Genomic DNA, 19,632 nt, shown 5'->3' with positions numbered 1-19,632 from the left:
CCGCGGCTCACTCGAAGCGCACGACGACCCGCCCCAGGTTGGCGCGGGCGGCCACGAGGTCGAGGGCGCGGTCCAGGTCGGCGACCGGAAACTCGGTGTACCGGGGCGCGATCCGCTTGTCGGCCAGCAACGCCCACAGCCGTTGCCGCCAGGCGTCGACGTCCTCGGGCCGCGCCCGGCTCCACAGACCAACCGCAAAGCCGGTGATCGTACGTCCGCCGCCCAGCAGCGACCCCGCGTCGACGGCACCGCCCTCGGCGCTGAACGACACCAGCCGCCCGAACGGCCGCAGCGCGTCGACGCCCCGCTGCACGAGCTCGCCGCCCACGCCGTCGAGGACGAGGTCGACCGGCTCGCCCCAGCCGGCGTCGGCGTACGTCACGAACTCGTCGGCCCCGCACTCCTGCGCGAACGCCCGCTTGCCCGCGGACCCGGCCGCGGCCACCACCCGGGCCGCCCCGAGCGCCCGGGCCAGCTGCACCGCCAGGTGCCCGACCCCGCTGGCCGCGGCGGTGACGAGCACCGACTCGCCGTCGACCGCCCGCCCGGCGTGCAGCGCACCGAGCGCGACGAGCCCACCCCGCACGACCGCGACCGCCGCGGCGGCGTCGGGCTCCTCGGGGATCGGGTTGACGAGCCCGGGCCGCCCGATCACCAGCGGCGAGTACGCCCCCGAGAACACGACCCCGCCGACCCGATCGCCGGCCGCGATCCCGTCGACCCCGGCGCCGACCGCCTCGACCCGCCCGACGACCTCGCCGCCGGGCGCCGGCTGCTCGCGGTTGCGCAGCAGCCCGACCCCGACCCCGGCCGCCTCCGCCCGGATCAGTACCTCACCGGCTCCGACGTTCACCACTGCGCCCCCACCTCGCTCGGTCCATCCGCGGCGCGCTCCATGATCCGTCGCGGCCGCGGCGCCACGCTACCCGGGCGTCCGAGGGCGCCGGGCCGGGGCTATGCGAGCCGGTGCAGGGACGCCGGGGCGGGCGGGGACAGGGCCGGGCCGACGTAGTAGCGCAGCCAGTTGTCCAGCAGCGTGCGCATGCGGGCGCGGATGCCGGCGTCGGCCCAGTCCAGGGACTCCAGGAAGGCCGCGTAGTCGGCGTCCGACGGCCCCAGCTGGCCCTCGGCGATGAGCTGCCTGCGGCGGACCTTGGCCAGGGCGGCGACCACACCGGAGGTCATCTCCGGGTGGAACTGCAGGGTGCGGGCGGTCGCGCCGATGGCCAGGGCCTCGTTGCGGTAGGCGCCGTGGGCGAGCTCGGTCACCGGGCCGAACTCGCTGACCGCGGGCACGTCGTAGACCACGTCGACGTGGGACGTGAACGTGTCGAACTCGTCGGGCAGGCCGCGGAACAGCGGGTCCTGGCGGCCGGCCGGGGTGAGCCTCAGGCGGTCGATGCCGAACCGGCGGCCCTGGTGGCCGACCTTGGAGATGGCCCCGACGACCTCGGCCTTGGCCTGGTGCGACCAGCAGATGTGCAGCTCGGGCACGCCGCGGCGCTGGACCGCGGCCAGGAACTCCTTCGTGCGGCGGATCCACGGCAGCTCCTCGTAGGAGGAGTGTCCGGAGCCGCTGCCGATGACCCCGTGGGCCTCGATCGTGTCCGGCAGCGCCTCGCCGTCGGCGACGTTGATGCAGTGGATCTGGTCCGGGTCCAGGCGGGTGACCTCGGCGATCCAGTCGCGGTACGGCGTCAGGCCCATCTCCCGGAGCGGGCCCTGCTCCTGCATGTTGAGGAAGAGCAGGCGGCACCGCTGGCGAACGTGCAGCGGCCGGCGGGCGCCGGTCAGCCGGGCGGCACGGTGGTCGATGGCGAAAGCCGTCATGCTGGACAGCGCCTCCACGAAGGTCTTCGGCTGGGTCGGGGCCGATTGTGGAGCATAGACCTAAGGCTGCGCTTCGGTTTCCGCAAATACCCGATAGCTGGGGATTTCCCGGTATCGGCCCGGCGGGGGCGCGGGCCCGGCGTCGGTGGTCGTGCGCTGCGCCATGGTGGCGGCCGGTCCACCGTCGCGGTATTGGACGTGAGCGTCCGCCGGGCCGGCCGGTAGCGTGGCCGCCGTGGATGAGTGCGCGGAGTGCGGCTTCGGCTACGTCGCCGGGCCGGAGGAGATACCGCCGCGGCTGCGCGGGCTGGCGCAGCGCTACACGGAGGCGCTCGCCGGGGTGCCCGACATCCGCCTGCGGCCCGCTCCGGACGTGTGGTCGGCGCTCGAATACACCTGCCACCTGCGCGACGTGCTGCGGGTGCAGGGTGAGCGGCTGGACCTGGCGCTGCGCACCGACGCCCCGCAGTTCGCGCCGATGGGCCGCGACGAGCTCGTCGTGACCGCCGCGTACAACCGGCAGGACCCGGCCGCCGTGCTCGCCGCGCTCGGGGCCGCCGCGGACGTCCTCGCCACCGCGTTCGCCGCGCTGGGCCCGGCCGAACTCGCGCGCACCGGGCTCTACCCGTGGCCGCGGCCGGTCGCCCGCACCATGCTCTGGCTGGGGCAGCACACCCTCCATGAGGGCGAGCACCACCTCATGGACGTCCGCCGGCAACAGGCCTAGTCACACCAGTGCGAGGGCGTGGCTCACGATGAGGTCCTCGATGCCGTAGAGGAAGCGCTCCATGTCGGGGCGGGGCAGTACCGCGGCGTCGGCGGTCAGGGCCAGCTCCAGGCTGCCCGGCGCGTCCTGGACGTCCAGGGCGAACGTGGTGTCGCGCCGCGGTGCGTGCTCGACCGGCCAGCTGAGCGTGGTGCGCTCCCGGGCGGCGGCAAGGGGCTCGGCGGCCGGGCGGGCGTACCCGAGGATCGGCATCAGCCCGCGGACGTCGTTGACGAAGCAGGAGTGGTCGGCGGGCGCATCGAGCCCCGCGATGTCCCGGGCGAGGGCGAGCTTGTCGTAGTAGGCGTGCCGCTGCGCCGACAGGGCCGCGCCGAACGTGCGCCGGACCAGGTCCGGGAAGCCCGCCGCGGAGCCGGGCAGCAGCAGCAGGCCCTCCTGCGCGATCGTGTTCACCGCGCCCGCCATCCCGGGCCGGAACCGGTTGTTGACCACGACCTGGAACACCGCGTCCGGCGCCCCGCCCAGCGCGCCGGCCGCGCCGGCCGCGGCGGCGAGCAGGACCGCGCTCTGATGGACCTCCAGATCGGCCGCGACCCGGTCCAGGGCGAGGCCGAGGGCGGGGGAGTTGAGCACGGCGTTGGGGAACGCGGCGGCCGGCGGGCGCCCGGCGCGGGCCGGGAACTGGCTGGCCGGGCCGCGGCGCAGCCGGTCCAGCCACGCGCGGCGGGCGGCGGCGTCGCGGCGGCGGCCCTGCGGCGACGTCTGCAGCGCGGCCTCCTCCAGGGGCTGCAGCCGCTCGCCGGCGGCGAGGGGCCGCCCGGCGACCAGGGCGGCGGCGTCGGCCAGGAGGTTGCGCAGGCCCCAGCCGTCGGAGGCGGTGTGGGACAGCGACAGGATGAGGTACCGCACCAGCCCGCCGCTCGTGACGACCCCCACCCGCACCGGCAGCTCCCGCTCGGCGTCGAACGGCAGCGCCTGCAGCTCGGGGTAGAGGGCGTAGGCGGTCTCGACGACGTCGGCCGGCCCGCACTCGCGGGCGTGCAGCGGCACCGCCCCGGCCGCGGCCACGACCTGCTCGAGGCGCTCGCCGTCGCGGCGCAGGGTCGTGCGCAGCGAGTCGTGCCGCAGCAGCAGGGTGCGCACCAGGCCGGCCAGGTGGTCGGGCGGCAGCGGCGGGTCGATCGGCAGGCCGCCGCCGACGTTGTACCGCGCGGCGTCGTCGCCCAGGTTGCGCACCACGTCCCAGATCGCGCTCTGGCCCCAGGTCGCGGGCCCCGTCCCCGACCGCGCGCCCCCGAAGGCGATCTTCGACTCCACCGCAGCAGTCTCACGGATCGATGTGACAGTTGTCGACGCCCGCCCAATGCCCATATACCGGGCATCACCGTATGGGAGTGGTGTCCGGCTCGTCGGTCCTTACCCCTGAGCGACCCGTCCGGTGGTGGTTGGGTAGAAATCGCAGATGCTGCAAAACGGCGTGCTGGGCAGGGGCCGGGATAAGCAATAGCATCGATGAAGCCAATTGTGGAGGACCGATGCTAGCGCACCGGCCCTCCGTTAACGCGCCGTCAGGCGTACCGGTTCGAACATGGCACGATCTCGTGCCACACAACTCGATGACGGTGTTCGCAGCACCGGCACCGATGTAGCACGTCGTTAGTGGGCGGAGTCGAAGCTACCGAGCTTCGTGCCGTCCACGAACGACGCCCAATCCACGGCCGTAAATGTCAATACGGGCCCCGTGGGATTCTTGCTGTCGCGGACCCCGATTTCTCGGGAGACGACCGCGACCTCCACGCAATTTGCGCCGCCGTTTCCGTTGCTGCGGCTGCTTTTACGCCAGGCTGCGTTCTGAAAATGCGTTGCCATGCATAGCACCTCCCTCCCCGGCGGAATTCCCCAGCCGTCAGAGGTCGTCGAGCAGGCGCTTGATCATGCCGACCGACTCCTCCTCCGTGAGTGCTCTCGTGCTGAGGCGCTCGAATTCGACCCGGTAACGCTTGACCTCTGCAGGCTGCTCCTCGTAGTAGTCCCCGGCAAGTCCTTCGAGGTAGACGACGTCCAAGTGGGCGACGTCGGGGAACTCCAGCAGTGCGACCGAACCGCCCAGGAACGCGTGTTGACCGGCGTCATAGGGCAGCACCTGCAGCGTGACGTTTGGCAGTTGAGCAGCGTCGATCAGCCGTTGCCACTGCTCACGCATGACTTCCGGGCCACCGATGAGCCGGCGGACCACTGCCTCGTCGACGATCGCCCAGAAGTTTAGCGGGGAAGCCCCGGTCAGGCGGCGCTGCCTGGTCTTTCGCAGCTCGACGCGGCGATCGTTGGCCTCCTGCGGATCGTGGCTGCGGCCGGTGTCGATGAGCGCGCGCATGTACGCCTCGCTCTGCAGCAGCCCGGGCAGCACGATCGGCTCCCAGACCTTGGCCGAGGAGGCGTCGGCCTCCATGCCCACGAAGTTGCCCGGCCGCATCACGTCCTTGTAGTCCGTCCACCAGCCGCGCTGGCGGGCCAGCCGGGACAGGGTCATGAGGGCGTCGCGGTAGTCGCTGTCGGCCACGCCGTACAGCGTCAGGAGGTCGTTGACGTCCCGGGGGGTGACCGGGACCCGCGCGTTCTCGATGCGGGTGACCTTGGCGGAGTGCCACTCGAACTGGCGGGACACGGCCTCCTGGGTGAAGCCGGCTTCTTCGCGGCACTTTTTCAACTCGGCGGCCAGGCGTCGACGGCGAAGTGTAGGCCCCTCGTCGAGCGCCACCGGTCCCTCTTCGGGCGTTCTGGTGGTGTCGGTCTGCACGTCCGCGATCCTATGCAATTGGTGGTGGGCTCATACTCCGAGTCTAGTACTCGTTGCACTACGCGTAGTGCTTGGTACATGATGCTGGGGACATCGAGGATGAACCTCCATTCATTCATGATCTCCTTTTGCCTAGTGCCGGGGAGCGTGATTCGCAGTGCTGGCCAACAGCTACTACCTGATTGCCCACGACGATCGGACCGGACGCACCCGGCTGCACCCAAGGGCAACCGGCCTCGGGCTCGCGGCGGGGCTGCTCGGCGAGCTCATGCTCTTCGGACGCCTCCGGGCCATGACCGGCGACCTCTACGTCGTCAGCCACGAGCCGCCGGGCGACTCCCTCTGCCATACGCTGCTCGACCTTCTCGTCGCCCAGCCGCAGCACAAGGAGATCCGCACCTGGCTGGCCTACCTCTCCCAGGACGCGGCCGACCAGGTCGGTGAGCGGCTCCTGCGGGCCGGGGTGGTCGAGCCGGTGACGAAGCGGAAGCTCCTGGGCGCCCAGACGCTCTACATGCCCGTCAACCCGGACCAGCGCAACGCCGCGGCCTGGGAGTCGATCCGCCTGGCCGAGGCTCTGGGCCGGCGGCGCTCGATGAACCTCTCGGACCGGGTGCTCGTCGCGCTCGTCGTGGCGACCGGCCTGACCCGCTACGTGTTCTTCAGCCCGCAGCAGCAGCGGGACTGCATGCAGGCCATGCCCGGCATCCTCAGCTCCCTTCCCGACGACCTCGTCCAGCTCGTGCAGTACACCGAGGCCGCCGTGGGCTCCGCCCTCGCCGCCGGCCGCCGGTAAGTCCGCCGCACCACCACGGGCCCGGCAGGCCCGCGTGAGGAGAGACGAACCATGGCGCGTACGACCATGACCGGGCCCGACATCGTCGCGCGCGGGCTGGCCAACAACCGGCTCGGCGTGCCGTCAGTGGTGTTCTTCGGCGTCGCCGGCGCCGCACCCCTGACGGTCATCCTGGGCTCGATCTCGACGATCTACGCCGTCGTCGGCAACACCGCCGTCCCGCTTGTCTACTTCGTGGCCGCCCTGATCCTGTCCCTGTTCACCGTCGGGTTCGTGGCCATGAGCCGCCACATCGTCAACTCCGGCGCCTTCTACAGCTACATCAGCCACGGCCTCGGCCGGATGATCGGCGTGGCCGCCGCGTTCATCGCGCTGCCCGCCTACGCGGCCATGCAGATCGGCCTGCTGGGCCTGTTCGGGGTGGTGGCGGCGAGCATTCTCGCGGCCAGCGGGGTCACCGTGAGCTGGTTCGTCTGCTCGCTCGTCGGCTGGTTCCTGGTCGCCATCCTCGGCGTGCTCTGGGTCGACCTGAGCGGCAAGGTCCTCGCGGTCCTGCTCACCGTCGAGATCGCGATCGTGCTGATCTACGACTTCGTGATGCTGGCCCACCCGCACGGCGGCAAGGTCGACTTCGGCCCGCTGAACCCGCAGCAGCTGGCCACCCCCGAGGTGGTCGCGATGCTGGTGCTGGCGATCGCGGGCTTCGTCGGCTTCGAGGCCACTGTCGTGCTCTCGGAGGAGGCCAAGGACCCGAAGAAGACCATCGGCCGGGCCACCCACTGGGCCGTGTTCCTGCCGGGGCTGCTCTGCGGCGTTTCGGCGTTCGCCATGTCGACGAACGCCGGCGACATCGTCGGCGCCGCCCAGGCCGACACCACCAACCTGGTATTCAACCTGGTCACGCCCTACGTGCCCGAGGCGCTCGTCAACATCGGCTACATCCTGTTCCTCACCAGCGTGTTCGCCGCGATGCTGGCCTTCCACACCTCGGTGACCCGCTATCAGTTCGCGCTCGGCCGCGAGCGGGTGCTCCCGCGGATCTACGGCTCCGCGCACCCCCGCACCGGCGCCCCGATCGCGGGCTCGGTGACCCAGAGCGTGATTGCGCTCATCGTGCTGATTCTGTACTTCGTGACGAAAACGGACCCGCTCGTCCACCTGTTCGCGTGGATGACGGTGGCCGGTGGACTCGGCGTGCTGATGCTGATGTGGGCCACGTCGGCCGCGGTGGTCGGCTTCTTCCTGCGCAACCGGCGCCGGGAGAACGTCTGGCGGGCCCGCATCGCGCCGCTGCTGGCGTTCCTGCTGCTGACCTTCGTGCTGCTGGCCACCGTGATCGGCCTCGGCGACCTGCTCCAGGTCGACGACGACTCGCCGTTCAACTGGCTGTTCTCGACCATCTACGCGCTCTGCGCCCTCTTCGGCATCGGCTGGGCCGCGATCATGCGCGGCTCCCGGCCGGATGCCTACGCCGGGATCGGCCGCGGCACCGAGGGCTTCGTGGCGGCGGAAAGCGTCTTCGGGCGGCCCACGAGGCCGCACCGCGTCACCGCCGATGTCGCACACCATGCGGCCTGAACCGGCATCGTCAACCGGCCGTGCTCTAAGACAGGAGCCCCCGCGGCTCGTTCGGGAGAGGATCACATGACGCACGCCATTCAGGACGTGGTCGTCCGCGACATCGACCCGGTCGGCACCGAGGAGATCACCGAGGTGCTCGTCGCGGCGATGAGCGACGGTGCGGTCGCGCGCTGGCTGATGCCGGCCGACGCGCTGCGCCGGCAGTCCAGCCCGGAGTACTTCGCGATCTTCGCCGAGCACGCGGTCCACCACGGCGAGGTGTACGCCAGCGTCGACCCGATCGACGGGAAACTTTCCGGCGTCGCGCTGTGGTTTCCGCTGACGCACGTCATCCCGCCCCCGATGGACTACGAGAGCCGCATCAAGGACGTCGCCGGCCCGGCGTTCGACCGGGTCTGCGAGCTCGATGCGGCTCTCGAGGCGGAGCACCCGCTCGGGCCGCACCACTACCTGGCGTTCGTGGCGGTGCGACCCGACCGGCAGAACCTGGGAATCGGCAGCGCGCTGCTGGCCCGGCATCACGCCCGGCTCGACCGCGCCGGCCTCCCGGCGTATCTGGAGGCCAACGATCCCCGCAATCGCGAGCTGTACCTGAGGCACGGCTATCAGAGCCGCCCGCCGATCCTGCTGCCGGACGGGCCGCCGGTATGGCCGATGTGGAGGGAACCGCTGCTGTAGCAGGGATCTGAGCTCGACCCCGGCCGTCGGCCACCGGGAAGGCGGCCCGCGTGCGCGTTATGCAGCCGGGAACTCGTAGAGCCAGAACTGCTGTTCGTCGATCTTCTGGGCTTTCACGTCGCCGGAGAGGCGGTGGAGCATCAGGCGAACGACGCGAGCCATGCGCCGCACCTCGTCGGTTCGGCTGCAGAAGTCGAGAGCGATGAGACCGTTCTGCGCCGCTGCGGTCAGGTACATCGCGGTTACCAGCTCACCGAATGCCGTGGCCGCCCGGGTGTCCGCCTGGGTGGCCACGAATCCGCAGTACCAGATGCGCTTGTCGGCGAAGTGCTCCGGCCAGCGGCGCTGGAAGTACGGCGGCGAGATGAGCGGCACTGCGTCCAGCTGGTTGGTGTAGATCGAGACCCCCCGTACCGTGTCGTCGTCATCGAGGCACAGGTACTTGTGCACCCTGGGGTCGTCCATCACGTCGTCGAACTCGTGCCGGTACATCAGGTGGCGCTGGACGGCCAGCGCGTTGAGCTCGGCGAATGCCTCCGAGTAGAGTGTCCACGCCTCTTCTCGCAGGTCGCCCTGCACCAGATCGACAATCTTGACGTTCATGTCGAGCACTCCGATCGCCGTCGGCTGGGCACGTGGTTTGGCCGTTACCCAAAAGTCGATCAACATTTTTCGATCGATGGTGTATTGAGAGTAGTCCAAGAGTCACCGAGTGCAATATGGTGACTTCATTCCGTCGCCATCCGCGATCTTCGGGAGGGTCCATGGACCGCCTCGACGCCTTCCCGCCGCCCGCCGAGCTGGTCATCGATCTTGACCGGATCGCTGCCGCGTACCGCGAGCTGAGTGCCGCGCTGCCCGGCGTGGCGGTGCACTACGCGATGAAGTGCAATCCCCATCCGGAGATCCTGGCGCTGCTGCACGCGCTCGGGAGCCGCTTCGAGATCGCGTCGGCCGGGGAGCTCGACGCCCTGGTCGCGATCGGGGTCGACCCGGCGCACGTGCTGTCCAGCAACCCGGTCAAGCCGCTGCCGCACATCGCCCGCCAGCACGCGGCCGGCGTCTGGCGCTTCGCCGTGGACTCCGAGGACGAGCTGGACAAGCTCGCCGTCGCCGCGCCCGGTGCGGCAGTCGTGGTGCGGCTGGCCGCGCACCAGATCCGCAGCGGGGTGCCCAGCGAGGGCAAGTTCGGCATCGACGCCGATCAGGCCGTCACGCTGCTGCTGGCCGCCCGCGAGCGCGGGCTGATCCCCTACGGCGCGGCCTTCCACGTCGGCTCGCAGATGCTGCTGCCCCACGCCTGGCGGGCGCCGCTGCGGGCCGTGGGGTACCTGATGTCTAAATTGGCGGCCGAAGATCTCTTCTTGCAAATGGTGAACCTCGGCGGCGGATTTCCCGCGAAGTACGCCGGCAAAATCCCGCCGCTGGCCGACTACGGCGCCACGATCGGGGCCGCGCTGCGCGATCTTCCGTATCCGGTGGCGGCCGTCTGCGAACCCGGCCGGGCCCTCGTCGCGGAGGCCGGCCGGCTGCAGGCGACCGTGATCGGCACCGCCGTGCGGGGCGGGCGGCGCTGGGCGCACCTCGACGTCGGCGCGTTCAACGGGCTCATGGAGAGCCTCGAAACCGGCAACCAGCTGCGGTTTCCCGTCTCCGACTCGCGCGGCAGCGCGACCCGCGACCGGTTCCACCTGACCGGCCCGACGTGCGACAGCCAGGACACGATCATGTTCGACGTCGAATTGTCGGCGGATCTTCGCGCCGGTGATCAGGTGTATCTCGGCAGCACCGGCGCATATACCACAGTGTATGCGTCAAGATTCAACGGCTTCGATGCTCCGGTGCAGCGTTGTGTAACGGGTGTGGCCATTGAAACCAGTGATGACGCTGCGTACTGTGGGTGACGCGCTCAGTTCTGTTTCCTACGAACTTCCACGTTTCGCCGATGCGTCTCCCAACGGAGGAATCGTGTCCGGAACCCGCCGGGTCGTCACTGCGCTCGCCGCCGCGGCGCTGTTATCCACCGCCGTCGTCGCCGTCAGCGCCAATCCGGCCCTCGCGGCCGCCGATCAGGTCGCCGCCGGCGGGTACGCCGCCGTCATCAAGCGCACCTCCTACGGGGTGCCCCACATCACCGCCTCCACCATCGGCTCGGTCGCCTTCGGGCAGGCGTGGGCCTACGCCGAGGACCGCTTCTGCGACCTCGCCGACCAGATCGTCAAGGTCCGCAGCGAGCGCTCCCGCTACTTCGGGCCCGGCCCCGGCGACGCCAACCTCGCCACCGACTTCGCCTACGCCAACCTCGGCCTGATCGAGCGGGCCCAGGCGCAGGCGGCCACCATGACCGGCGACACCCGGGACATGGTCAACGGCTTCGTGCGCGGCTACAACGCCTTCCTCGCCACCAAGGGCGCGGCCAGAGTGCCGGGCTGGTGCGCCGGCCAGGCGTGGGTCAAGCCCATCACGGCCGTGGACCTGCTCGCGTACGACCGCGACATCGCGCTGCTGGCCAGCGGCGGCGCGCTGATCTTCCCGATCGCCGCCGCGACGCCGCCGTCGACCGCCGCGCTCGCGGTGTCGAAGCAGCAGGTGAAGGCCGACGTCGACCGGCTCACCGAGCAGAGCCGGGCCGTCTCCAGCAACGGCTGGGCGCTCGGCGCGGACAAGTCGCAGACCGGCAAGGGCATGCTCATCGGCAACCCGCACTTCCCGTGGGAGGGCGAGCTGCGCTTCTGGGAGTCGCAGCTCACGGTGGGCAGCAGCCTCAACGTGTACGGCGCGAGCCTCGGCGGCCTCCCCGGCGTGCAGATCGGCTTCACCGACAAGGTCGCGTGGACGCACACGGTCGCGGCCGGCGCCCGCTACACGTTCTACTCGGTGAACCTGGTGCCGGGGCAGCCGACGAAGTACACCGTCGACGGCGTCCCCGAGGCGATGAACGGCAAGACCGTCACGCTCAAGGTCAAGCAGCCCAACGGGTCCCTGGCCGACGTCACCCGCACCATGTACTCGACGCGCTACGGCCCGGTGCTCGACCTCTCCGCGATCGATCCGTCGCTGGGCTGGAACGAGTTCTCCGCGATCACCTACCGCGATGCGAACATCGACAACGACAAGCTCATCCCGACCTGGCTGGCCATGGCCCGGGCCACCGACACCAACGGCCTGAAGAACGCCATCGCGGCCAACCAGGGCATCCCGTGGGTCAACACGATCGCCACGGACTCGGCCGGCAACGCGTTCTACACCGACTCCTCGCCGACGCCGAACCTCTCGCCGGCCTCGATCGCGGAGTGGGCGAGCAACCCGCTCAACCTCCTCGACGGCAGCAACAGCGCCAACGCCTGGGTCAACGAGCCGGGCGCCCGCTCGCCGGGCCTGGTCCCGTTCGCCCGGCAGCCGCAGCTGACCCGCCGCGACTACGTGTTCAACTCCAACGACAGCCACTGGGTGCCGAACGCCAACCAGTTCCTGACCGGCTTCACGCCGCTGCAGGGTCCGGAGGGCACGCCGCTCACCGTGCGCACCCGGCAGAACGCCAAACTGATCAACAGCCAGGCCAAGTTCGCCCTGGCCGACCTGGGCCCGACGATCCTGTCCGGCGACACGTACACGGCCTCGCAGCTGGCCGCGTACACCGTCTCGGCCTGCCAGGCCCGCGGGCACACGCCGGTCGTCGTCGACGGCACCGCTGTCGACATCGCCCCCGGGTGTGCCGTGCTGGCCGCCTGGGACAAGCAGATGGAGCTGGCCAGCCGGGGTGCCGTGCTGTGGCGCGAGACCATCGGCGCGGTCGTCGCGGCCAACCCGGACGCGCTCAACGAGGCCGGCCCGCTCTTCGGGGTGCCGTTCAACCCGGCCGACCCCACCCGGACCCCCCGTGGGGCGCCGGCCTCGCCGGACGGGATCCTGGCCGGCCTGGCCCGCGGCATGCAGCGAATGCGGGCGGTCGGGCTGCCGCTCAACGTCCAGATGTCGCAGGTGCAGTACACGATCAAGAACGGCGTGAAGATCCCGGTGCCCGGCTCCACCGAGAACCTCGGCATCGCGAACATGGCGCAGTACCAGCCCGCGCCGGGCACGTCACTGGAGCCGTTCATGGACCCGGGGACGTTCGTGCCGGGCAGCGACCTCACCGACAAGGGCTACGTCGTCAACTACGGCACCAGCTTCCTGCTGACGCTTGCCTACACCAGCAGCGGCCCGTCGGCGAAGTGCATCCTCACCTACAGCGAGTCCGGGGACCGCTCCTCGCCCAACTACTCCGACCAGACGCAGCTGTACTCGCAGAAGCGGCTCCGTGACTGCTCGTACTCGACAACTGCCATCAACGCCGATACCAAGTCCGTCGAGGTCATCGCGGCCACGGCCTGATCGCGCTCTCCCGCAGCGACCCCGGGCTCACCCGCCCGGGGTCGCTGCGTGATCTTCACCCCGTTCGATGTTTACAATGATCTGCCTCTGACCTGCGCGGCTGGTTCGGTGCCGGATCAGGGCATAAGGTGTGCGGTGGGGGCACATGGCAGTGTCGAGCCGGGAGGTTGGCATGCAGGCCCAGGACCGGCCGAGTGTTCCTCCCGCGGCAACCGCCCCTTCACCCTCCGTGTCGATTCCGGCACAGGCGTCCCTGCGCCCGTCATCGTTCCGCTCCCGCGTCACGCGCACGCTCGCCTCCCGCAACGTCCTGCGCGCCCGCCGTACCGATGCCGCAGCGGTAGGCCTCGAGGACGACACCGTCGAGGTCACGCCGTTGGGGATGCTCGATCCGTTCGGCGGCGCCGCCGGCACCCGGGCGGCCGTGCTGGAGCTGGCGCTGCGCGAGTCCAGCTGGACGATCGAGCGCATCCTGGCCGAGCGGGCCGTCGAGCCGCTGTTCCAGCCGATCGTCGAGCTGCGCGACCTGCACCCGGTCGGCGTCGAGGCCCTCGCCCGCGGCCCGGTCGGCTCCCCGCTGTGGCGGGCCCGCGAGCTGTTCGCCGCCGCCGAGTCCGCCGGCCGCCTGGCCGACCTCGACACGCTGTGCGCCGAGCGCGCCCTGGAGACCGCGGCCGCCTTCGACGTGCCGCTGCTCTTCGTCAACGCCGAGCCGGCCGTCGTCGACCTGCCCCTCTCCGAGCGCCTGCACCACCTGATGGCCAACGCGCCGTTCCGGATGGTCCTGGAGTACACCGAGCGCGCCCTCTCGACCCACCCCGCCGCCCTCCTCCAGCTGGCCGCCGCGGTCCAGTCCCACGGCCACTGCCTGGCCCTTGACGACGTGGGCGCCGACCCGATGTCCCTGGCGTTCCTGCCGCTGCTGGAGCCCGAGGTCGTCAAGCTCGACCTCCAGCTCCTGCGGGACCCGCACGCCCCCCGCACCGTCGAGCTGGTGGCCGCCGTCAACGCCGTCGCCGAGCAGACGGGCGCCACGATCGTCGCCGAGGGCATCGAGACCCCGCAGGACCTGGCCAACGCCCGCGCGCTCGGCGCCCACTGGGGCCAGGGGCTGCTGTTCGGCGGCCCGGCGCCGCTGCCGGGCCAGACGTTCACATCCGCGCCCGGCGCCCTGCGCTCCTCCCGCCCCGGCCACCACCTGCCGGCGGGCACCCCCTTCGAGGCCGCCGCCCGCCGGGGCCGCTCCCGCCCGGCGACGGCCGAGCTCTTCGCCGCCCACCTGGAGCACGTCCTGCGCCGGGCCGGCGACGACGCCGTCGTCCTGGCCCGCTGCACCGACGCGGACACCGCCCGCTCGTGGCTGCCCTCGCTCACCCATCTGGCCGGGCGGGCCGCGTTCGTGGGCCTTGTCGCACCGCTGCACCCGGCGTCGGTGGGGCCGGGGGTGCGGTTCGCGCTGGGCGGCAACGCGCCGGTCGAGGAGTGCGCCCTGGTGGTGGTGGCGCCCCGCTACACCGCCGCGGTCTGCGGCCGCAACTCGGCGCCGGTGATGGAGTTCGCCCACACCGAGGACCGCACCCTTGTCACGGAGATGGCCCGCATCATCCTCCAGCAGCTCCCGCGCTGAACGCCTGGTGATCACGCGGTTTCCGGTCCGCGGTGGAGCCGCCGGGAGACCGCGGCCGGATCACCGGGCCCGGGCGGATCCTGGCGGCCGGCGTCGGCGGAGCGCCGCAGTGGTCAGCGGATGCGGGCGACGGCTCCGAAGCAGGCGACCTCTTCGGCTGACGGGCGGGGCCCCGGGACGTCGTCGGCGTGCCAGTAGGCGACCGACTCGATGCCGGGCTCGACCAGGTCGAAGGGGGCGAGGAGCTCGGCGAAGCGGGCGCCGGTGCGGGCCTGGAAGCGGCCGTCGGTGTTGTTGCGGGTGAGGGCGGCGATGACCTCGGCGGGCAGGTATTCCCAGGTGGCGTGGGAGGCGACCAGGTAGCTGCCGGGGGCCAGGGCGGCCGTGAGGGTCTCGATGATGCGTTCCGGGTGCTCGTCCTCGCGGATGAAGTGCAGCACCGCGACGAGCAGCAGGGCGACCGGGCGGGACAGGTCCAGGGTGGCCGGGAGGTCCGGGTGGGCCAGGATCGCCTCGGGGTCGCGCAGGTCGCCGTCGATGTACGCGTTCGCGCCCCCCGGCGCGCTCGTCAGCAGGGCGCGCGCGTGGGTCAGGACGATCGGGTCGTTGTCGACGTAGACGACGCGGCTGGACGGGTCGACCGACTGGGCGATCTCGTGCGTGTTGTTCGGGGCCGGGATGCCGGTGCCGATGTCCAGGAACTGGCGGATGCCCTGCTCGGCCAGGTAGCGCACCGCGCGGCCCATGAAGGCACGGTTCTCCACGGCCATGAGCTTGACGCCGGGCATGGCCGCCGCGATGGCGTCACCGGAGGCGCGGTCGGCGGCGAAGTGGTCCTTGCCGCCGAGCCAGTAGTTGTACCGCCTCGCCGGATGCGCCACCGTGGTGTCGATGCGCGTGCGGGCGTCGTCCGTCGTGTCCATCAATGCACCATCGTAGCGACCTCCGCGTGCGCGTGGTCAATGCCGTCGCTACGCTCGGCGCCGTGAGAGTGGTGCAGCGGTGAAGGTCGCGGTGGTGGCGCACCGGAAGAAGACGTTCGGTGCCGGGCTGGCCGGGCTGCGCACGGAGCTCGAACGGGCCGGGGCCGGGAAGGTCGACTGGCGGGAGGTACCCAAGAGCAAAAAGGCTCCCAAGCAGGTCCGCAAGGCCGTTGATGCCGGAGCGGACCTGATCTTCGTGTGGGGCGGGGACGGCATGGTGCAGCGCTGCGTCGACACCCTGGCCGCGGCCGGGGCCACGGGCGTCACGCTGGCCATCCTGCCGGCCGGGACCGCGAACCTCTTCGCGTCCGCCCTGCGCATCCCGCGCGACATCCGGGCCGCGGTGCAGATCGGGCTGGAGGGTGAGCGGCGGCGGTACGACCTCGGGAAAGTCGACGGCGAGCACTTCGCGGTCATGGCCGGAGCCGGCTTCGACGCGGCGATGATCGAGGACGCCGACCGGGGCATGAAGCGGCGGGCCGGGCGCCTCGCCTACTGGCGCACGGCGCTGCGGCACGTCGGCGACGCGCCGGTGCACACGATCGTGCACCTCGACGACGAGCCGTGGTTCGAGGGCCCGGCGACGTGCCTGCTCATGGGTAATATCGGGACCATCTCGGGCGGCATCAAGGCGTTCGACGACGCGAGCCCGTTCGACGGCCGGCTCGAGGTGGGCGTCACCACGGCCCGCGGGGCGCTGCAGTGGGCGCGCACGATTGGCACCATGGCGACCGGGCGCACCGACCGTTCGCGGTTCGTGAAGATGGGCAGTGCCTCCCGGGTGTACGCCGAGTTCGCCGAGCCGGTGCTCCTGGAGCTGGACGGCGGCGCCCGGAAACGGGTCAAGCGCCTGGAGGCCGAGGCGGTCGCGGCCGCGGTCACGATCGCGGTTCCGGCCGGAACATGAACGGCCGGCCGGAGTCTGACACATTCCTCCGGTAACCTGGCGCTCATGGTGCTGAGGACCCCCGAATCGGAGGCCGGCGCCGCCGGGCTCACCGCGATCCTGGAGCAACCCCAGGAGGCGTCGCTGGCGTTCGACTTCGACGGCGTGCTGTCGCCGATCGTGGCGGACCCGGGCTCCTCCCGGCCCTATCCGGGTGTGGTGGCCGCGCTCGGCCGCCTCGCCGAGCTGGTGGGGTCGGTCTCGATCATCACCGGGCGGCCGGTGGCGGACGTGCTGCGGCTCGGCGACCTCGGCGAGCTGGCCGCGCTCGAGCATTTCTCGATCTACGGCGTCTACGGCATGCAGCGGTGGGACTGGGCGTCGCGCTCGGTCGTCTCCGAGCCGGTCCCGGCGGGCGTGGCGGCGGCGCGGGCGGAGTTGCCGGCGCTGCTCGACGCGGCCGGGTTCGGCGGGGTGTCGATCGAGGACAAGGCGATGTCGGTGGCCGTGCACACCCGCCGGGCCGACGCGCCGCAGGAGGCGTTTGCGGCGCTGCGCGAGCCGCTCAACGCGGTGGCGGCGCGGCACGGGCTGGCGGTCGAGCCGGGGCGGATGGTCCTGGAGCTGCGGCCGCCGGGGATCGACAAGGGGCACGCGCTGGAGTCGGTCGTGGCCGAGCATCGGGTCCGGGCGGTGGCGTACTTCGGTGACGACCTCGGCGACCTGGCCGCGTTCGACGCCGTGGAGCGGCTCCGCGAGACAGGTGTCTTCGGGCTCAAGGTGTGCAGCGGCTCGGACGAGGTACCGCGGCTGGCGGAGCGGGCCGACCTCATCGTCGACGGCCCGCCGGGCGTCCTCGAGTTCGTGGAGAGCCTCAACGAGCGCCTCAAGTGAACCGAGCCCCGGTCACATCGGACCGGGGCTCGACTCGTCGTTGCGGGCAGGCGGCCAGCGCCGTGGCGATATTTGAGCGGTTCCATCGCGTGCTAGCGCAATTCCGTTATGACCCCGATGTGGAATCGGAGGGGCTACCGCCGGGCCTGGCTCAGTCCCGCATGTCCTCCATTCAACCGCCGCGGTCACCGGCGGTCAAAGCATTTACCCGGCCGCGGCGAACAGGGACGCGTACACGAGCCGCGAGCCGTCGGTGACGACCTGACCGGCGACCGCGCCGCCGTCCACCGTGGAGAGCCGCAGGTCGAGGTACCGCTCCTCCTCCACCAACTCACCCGGCACCCACGGCGCCGCCGCGAGCCAGCCGCGGACCTCGTCGGCACGTGCGCCGCGGCGGGCGGCGAGCGCGGCCCGCAGCCCGTCGACGCTGTCCCCGGCCAGCGGCGTGTCGTCGCCGGCCGGCTCCGCGCTGAACCACGCGGCCGGCCCGTAGGCGAAGCAGGCAAGCGCGGCCCACACGTCGGCGAAGTACTCCGGGTCGGGCGCGATCTCCACGCCGGCGAGCGAGTCACCGACGAAGAACAGCGCGCCGAGCTGCCCCTCCAGACGCTCCAACCGGCTGCGGTACTGCGTGAGCCCCGCCCGCTGCCGGGTGAGCACCTGCTCCAGGTGACCCCGCGCGGGCAGACCGTAGCGCCGGTTGAACGCGGCGATGTCGCCCCACAGCTTGCTGTAGTTCGCCGTGGCCCGCAGCCGCAGCGCCGCGGCCCGCAGCTCGACCGGCAGCACGAAGAACCACTGGTCCTCCCGGCCGGCCAGGTATCCGCCCTGCGACTCCTGCACGCAGCACGCGTCGTCGAACCGCAGCGTCTGCCCGGCCGCGATGAACGCCGACCGGCACAGGGCGTGGTTCTGGGCCGCGTCCTGGATGTAGCCGACGTGCAGCGGCACGATGGCGACGCCCGAGCCGGCCGGGTTGGTCAGCTCGACCTGCCCGTAGGTGACGACCCGGCCGAGCTTGAGCCCGTGCCGGGGCGGCACGATCCCGGGGTACGCCGGCCCGAACACCGGCACCATGGTGAGCGCACCCGCGCGCTGCGGCGCTCCGAGCCGGTACCCCGACCCGTCGACCGCGCGCGGCAGCATCCGGAGCTCTGTCATTGCGGTACACCTTCCAGGATCTGCTCGATTGCGGCCAGGCGACGCCGCAGCTCCAGGCCGACCCAGCGGCCCGCCTCCGGACCGTCCACATGGGACAGCATCCAGAGCACGAGCGGGGCGAGGTCCGCGCTGTGCCAGAACGTGCGCAGCGCCAGCCCGTCGGCGGCCCGGCGCAGGCTCAGGTCGTCGGCCCGCCCGAACACGGCCTGGCAGAACACGACAGGCGCCGTCACACCGGCACCCGGCAGCGCCGCGGCGACCCGCGCGAGGTCGCCCGGGTGCACGTTCTCGTAGCCGTCCGACGCCACGGCGATGACGTCCGGCCCGCTGTCGGCGGCCGCGAGCACCGCACTGGCCAGGTCCGTCGCGCCGGCCGGCATCCCGTCTTCGCCGCCGCCGGCCCGCACGACCCGCAGCCCCGCGCACACCCGCTCCAGCACCATCCGCAGCGCCGTGACCTGCGACAGGACGGCCCACTCGCGGCTGCCGTAGCCGCGCATGGACGCCGAGTCGTCGACGACGAGGGCGATGCGGCCCCGGTACTGCGGGAGCCCGTCGGTCAGTTGCCGGACGTACCCGTCGACGGCAGTGGAGAGCGCGGGGGCGGCCCCGCCCCGATAGAGGTGCACCAGCGCCGCCGCCGGCTCACCCCGGTTGGTCGCCGTCACGGTGTCCGGCCGTTCACCCGTGAGATCGAGGTCGAGCGCCGCGCCGGGCAGCCCGGCGTCCACAGTGGACTTGCGATAGAGGGCGGCCGCGGCCCCCGACGCGCAGCGCCCCCGGGCCGTGGCCTTCCCGAGCGCATGCTCGAAGCAGTCGACGGCCATCCCCCGCCGGGCCCCGGTGATGGCCGCGGCCTGCGGGTGCTCGAAGAGGAAGGCCAGCGCGGCCCGGGTGGCGTGCCGGTGATTGGCCCGCCGCCGCCGGACCGCCAGCAGCACTGTCAACACGTCGCCGGGCGCCAGCCCGAGCACCAACACCCGGACGACCCGGTTGAGCGTCGCCCGCACGTCCGCCGCCATCCCGTCCCAGGACGCGGTCAGCAGCTGCAACAGGACCCGGGCCCGCTGCCCGCCGCGAACCCCGGGCGTGAGCGCGGCCAGCGCGTACCGCTCGGGGTCCGCCCGGTAGGCGGCGGCGTGAAGCTCCTCGTCATCCCAGACGACGGCCCCACCGCGAGGCACCCGCAGCGCCCCGTCGTGCCGCTGCAGGTGATGCATCAAGATGGTCTTCACCCCCCGAAGGTAGGTCCGCGAAAACCGCTGGCACCAACACTTTTCGATGTGCTGCGCCGGCGA

18 protein-coding genes are annotated in these 19,632 nt (G+C 71.8%); 9 read left to right on the top strand and 9 right to left on the bottom strand.

Annotated features, from left to right (window positions below; genetic code table 11):
• Positions 1-7 precede the first annotated feature (7 nt).
• Together Dvina_RS40530 and Dvina_RS40525 are read right to left on the bottom strand one after the other, a co-directional pair.
• Positions 8-856, bottom strand: a complete 849-nt coding sequence (locus tag Dvina_RS40530; RefSeq protein ID WP_223095366.1) for a quinone oxidoreductase family protein — start codon at positions 854-856, stop codon at positions 8-10.
• A gap of 98 nt (positions 857-954) precedes the next feature.
• Positions 955-1,830, bottom strand: coding sequence for a type 1 glutamine amidotransferase (locus Dvina_RS40525; RefSeq protein WP_223095364.1), 876 nt, complete (start codon positions 1,828-1,830; stop codon positions 955-957).
• A gap of 235 nt (positions 1,831-2,065) precedes the next feature.
• On the opposite strand from Dvina_RS40525, the gene Dvina_RS40520 reads away from it, so the two are divergent.
• Complete coding sequence (locus Dvina_RS40520; protein ID WP_223095362.1) at positions 2,066-2,557, top strand: DinB family protein; 492 nt, start codon at positions 2,066-2,068, stop codon at positions 2,555-2,557.
• Here the strand turns inward: Dvina_RS40520 and Dvina_RS40515 are convergent, their stop codons facing one another.
• From Dvina_RS40515 to Dvina_RS40505, 3 genes are all read right to left on the bottom strand, one after another.
• Positions 2,558-3,874, bottom strand: coding sequence for a condensation domain-containing protein (locus tag Dvina_RS40515; RefSeq protein ID WP_223095360.1), 1,317 nt, complete (start codon positions 3,872-3,874; stop codon positions 2,558-2,560).
• 339 nt (positions 3,875-4,213) lie between these two features.
• Complete coding sequence (locus Dvina_RS40510; protein WP_223095358.1) at positions 4,214-4,426, bottom strand: DUF397 domain-containing protein; 213 nt, start codon at positions 4,424-4,426, stop codon at positions 4,214-4,216.
• 37 nt (positions 4,427-4,463) lie between these two features.
• Positions 4,464-5,354 (bottom strand): helix-turn-helix domain-containing protein, encoded by an 891-nt coding sequence (locus Dvina_RS40505; RefSeq protein ID WP_246655631.1) that lies wholly within the window; start codon positions 5,352-5,354, stop codon positions 4,464-4,466.
• Between the two features lie 157 nt (positions 5,355-5,511).
• On the opposite strand from Dvina_RS40505, the gene Dvina_RS40500 reads away from it, so the two are divergent.
• The 3 genes from Dvina_RS40500 to Dvina_RS40490 all read left to right on the top strand — a co-directional run bounded on the left by Dvina_RS40500 (position 5,512) and on the right by Dvina_RS40490 (position 8,409).
• Entirely contained in the window at positions 5,512-6,150 is a 639-nt protein-coding gene (locus tag Dvina_RS40500; protein ID WP_223095356.1) for a GOLPH3/VPS74 family protein, read from the top strand.
• A gap of 51 nt (positions 6,151-6,201) precedes the next feature.
• On the top strand, positions 6,202-7,728 hold the full coding sequence (locus Dvina_RS40495; RefSeq protein ID WP_223095354.1) for an APC family permease: 1,527 nt from the start codon (positions 6,202-6,204) through the stop codon (positions 7,726-7,728).
• A 66-nt stretch (positions 7,729-7,794) separates the two neighbouring features.
• Positions 7,795-8,409, top strand: a complete 615-nt coding sequence (locus Dvina_RS40490) for a GNAT family N-acetyltransferase (protein WP_223095352.1) — start codon at positions 7,795-7,797, stop codon at positions 8,407-8,409.
• A 57-nt stretch (positions 8,410-8,466) separates the two neighbouring features.
• Here Dvina_RS40490 and Dvina_RS40485 read toward each other — a convergent pair whose 3' ends face one another.
• Positions 8,467-9,078 carry a hypothetical protein gene (locus Dvina_RS40485; RefSeq protein ID WP_246655630.1) on the bottom strand — a complete coding sequence of 204 codons (612 nt, stop codon included), beginning with the start codon at positions 9,076-9,078 and terminating at the stop codon, positions 8,467-8,469.
• Positions 9,079-9,173: 95 nt separating this feature from the next.
• Between Dvina_RS40485 and Dvina_RS40480 the strand changes: the two genes are divergently transcribed.
• From Dvina_RS40480 to Dvina_RS55405, 3 genes are all read left to right on the top strand, one after another.
• Complete coding sequence (locus tag Dvina_RS40480) at positions 9,174-10,313, top strand: type III PLP-dependent enzyme domain-containing protein (RefSeq protein ID WP_223095350.1); 1,140 nt, start codon at positions 9,174-9,176, stop codon at positions 10,311-10,313.
• Positions 10,314-10,377: 64 nt separating this feature from the next.
• Positions 10,378-12,783 carry a penicillin acylase family protein gene (locus Dvina_RS40475; RefSeq protein WP_223095349.1) on the top strand — a complete coding sequence of 802 codons (2,406 nt, stop codon included), beginning with the start codon at positions 10,378-10,380 and terminating at the stop codon, positions 12,781-12,783.
• Between the two features lie 229 nt (positions 12,784-13,012).
• Positions 13,013-14,410: an EAL domain-containing protein gene (locus tag Dvina_RS55405; protein WP_281428197.1), complete on the top strand. Its 1,398-nt coding sequence runs from the start codon at positions 13,013-13,015 to the stop codon at positions 14,408-14,410.
• Positions 14,411-14,523: 113 nt separating this feature from the next.
• Here the strand turns inward: Dvina_RS55405 and Dvina_RS40465 are convergent, their stop codons facing one another.
• Positions 14,524-15,333, bottom strand: a complete 810-nt coding sequence (locus Dvina_RS40465; protein ID WP_223095347.1) for an SAM-dependent methyltransferase — start codon at positions 15,331-15,333, stop codon at positions 14,524-14,526.
• A gap of 79 nt (positions 15,334-15,412) precedes the next feature.
• Here Dvina_RS40465 and Dvina_RS40460 point away from each other — a divergent pair, with 79 nt between their 5' ends.
• A complete protein-coding gene (locus Dvina_RS40460) occupies positions 15,413-16,300 on the top strand; it encodes a diacylglycerol/lipid kinase family protein (RefSeq protein WP_246655629.1) in 888 nt (295 codons plus the stop codon).
• A 45-nt stretch (positions 16,301-16,345) separates the two neighbouring features.
• Positions 16,346-17,173 (top strand): trehalose-phosphatase, encoded by an 828-nt coding sequence (otsB, locus tag Dvina_RS40455; RefSeq protein WP_223095345.1) that lies wholly within the window; start codon positions 16,346-16,348, stop codon positions 17,171-17,173.
• A gap of 204 nt (positions 17,174-17,377) precedes the next feature.
• Here otsB and Dvina_RS40450 read toward each other — a convergent pair whose 3' ends face one another.
• Complete coding sequence (locus Dvina_RS40450) at positions 17,378-18,334, bottom strand: ARPP-1 family domain-containing protein (protein ID WP_223095344.1); 957 nt, start codon at positions 18,332-18,334, stop codon at positions 17,378-17,380.
• Positions 18,331-19,569, bottom strand: coding sequence for a type 1 periplasmic-binding domain-containing protein (locus Dvina_RS40445; RefSeq protein ID WP_223095342.1), 1,239 nt, complete (start codon positions 19,567-19,569; stop codon positions 18,331-18,333). The genes Dvina_RS40450 and Dvina_RS40445 overlap by 4 nt, the downstream gene beginning before the upstream one ends.
• Between the last annotated feature and the right edge of the window lie 63 nt (positions 19,570-19,632).

This window comes from Dactylosporangium vinaceum (assembly GCF_019904175.1).
Lineage (GTDB): Bacteria > Actinomycetota > Actinomycetes > Mycobacteriales > Micromonosporaceae > Dactylosporangium > Dactylosporangium vinaceum.
The sequence above is the reverse complement of the archived record's forward strand: the minus strand, read 5'-3'. Positions and strand labels throughout refer to the sequence as shown.

Excerpts from the sequence above, each read along its gene's own strand:
- Dvina_RS40525 (WP_223095364.1), bottom strand. The coding sequence starts at position 1,830 with ATGACGGCTTTCGCCATCGACCACCGTGCCGCCCGGCTGACCGGCGCC.
- Dvina_RS40510 (WP_223095358.1), bottom strand. The coding sequence starts at position 4,426 with ATGGCAACGCATTTTCAGAACGCAGCCTGGCGTAAAAGCAGCCGCAGC.
- Dvina_RS40495 (WP_223095354.1), top strand. The coding sequence starts at position 6,202 with ATGGCGCGTACGACCATGACCGGGCCCGACATCGTCGCGCGCGGGCTG.
- Dvina_RS40490 (WP_223095352.1), top strand. The coding sequence starts at position 7,795 with ATGACGCACGCCATTCAGGACGTGGTCGTCCGCGACATCGACCCGGTC.
- Dvina_RS40485 (WP_246655630.1), bottom strand. The coding sequence starts at position 9,078 with ATGTTGATCGACTTTTGGGTAACGGCCAAACCACGTGCCCAGCCGACG.
- Dvina_RS40480 (WP_223095350.1), top strand. The coding sequence starts at position 9,174 with ATGGACCGCCTCGACGCCTTCCCGCCGCCCGCCGAGCTGGTCATCGAT.
- Dvina_RS40465 (WP_223095347.1), bottom strand. The coding sequence starts at position 15,333 with ATGGACACGACGGACGACGCCCGCACGCGCATCGACACCACGGTGGCG.
- otsB (WP_223095345.1), top strand. The coding sequence starts at position 16,346 with ATGGTGCTGAGGACCCCCGAATCGGAGGCCGGCGCCGCCGGGCTCACC.
- Dvina_RS40450 (WP_223095344.1), bottom strand. The coding sequence starts at position 18,334 with ATGACAGAGCTCCGGATGCTGCCGCGCGCGGTCGACGGGTCGGGGTAC.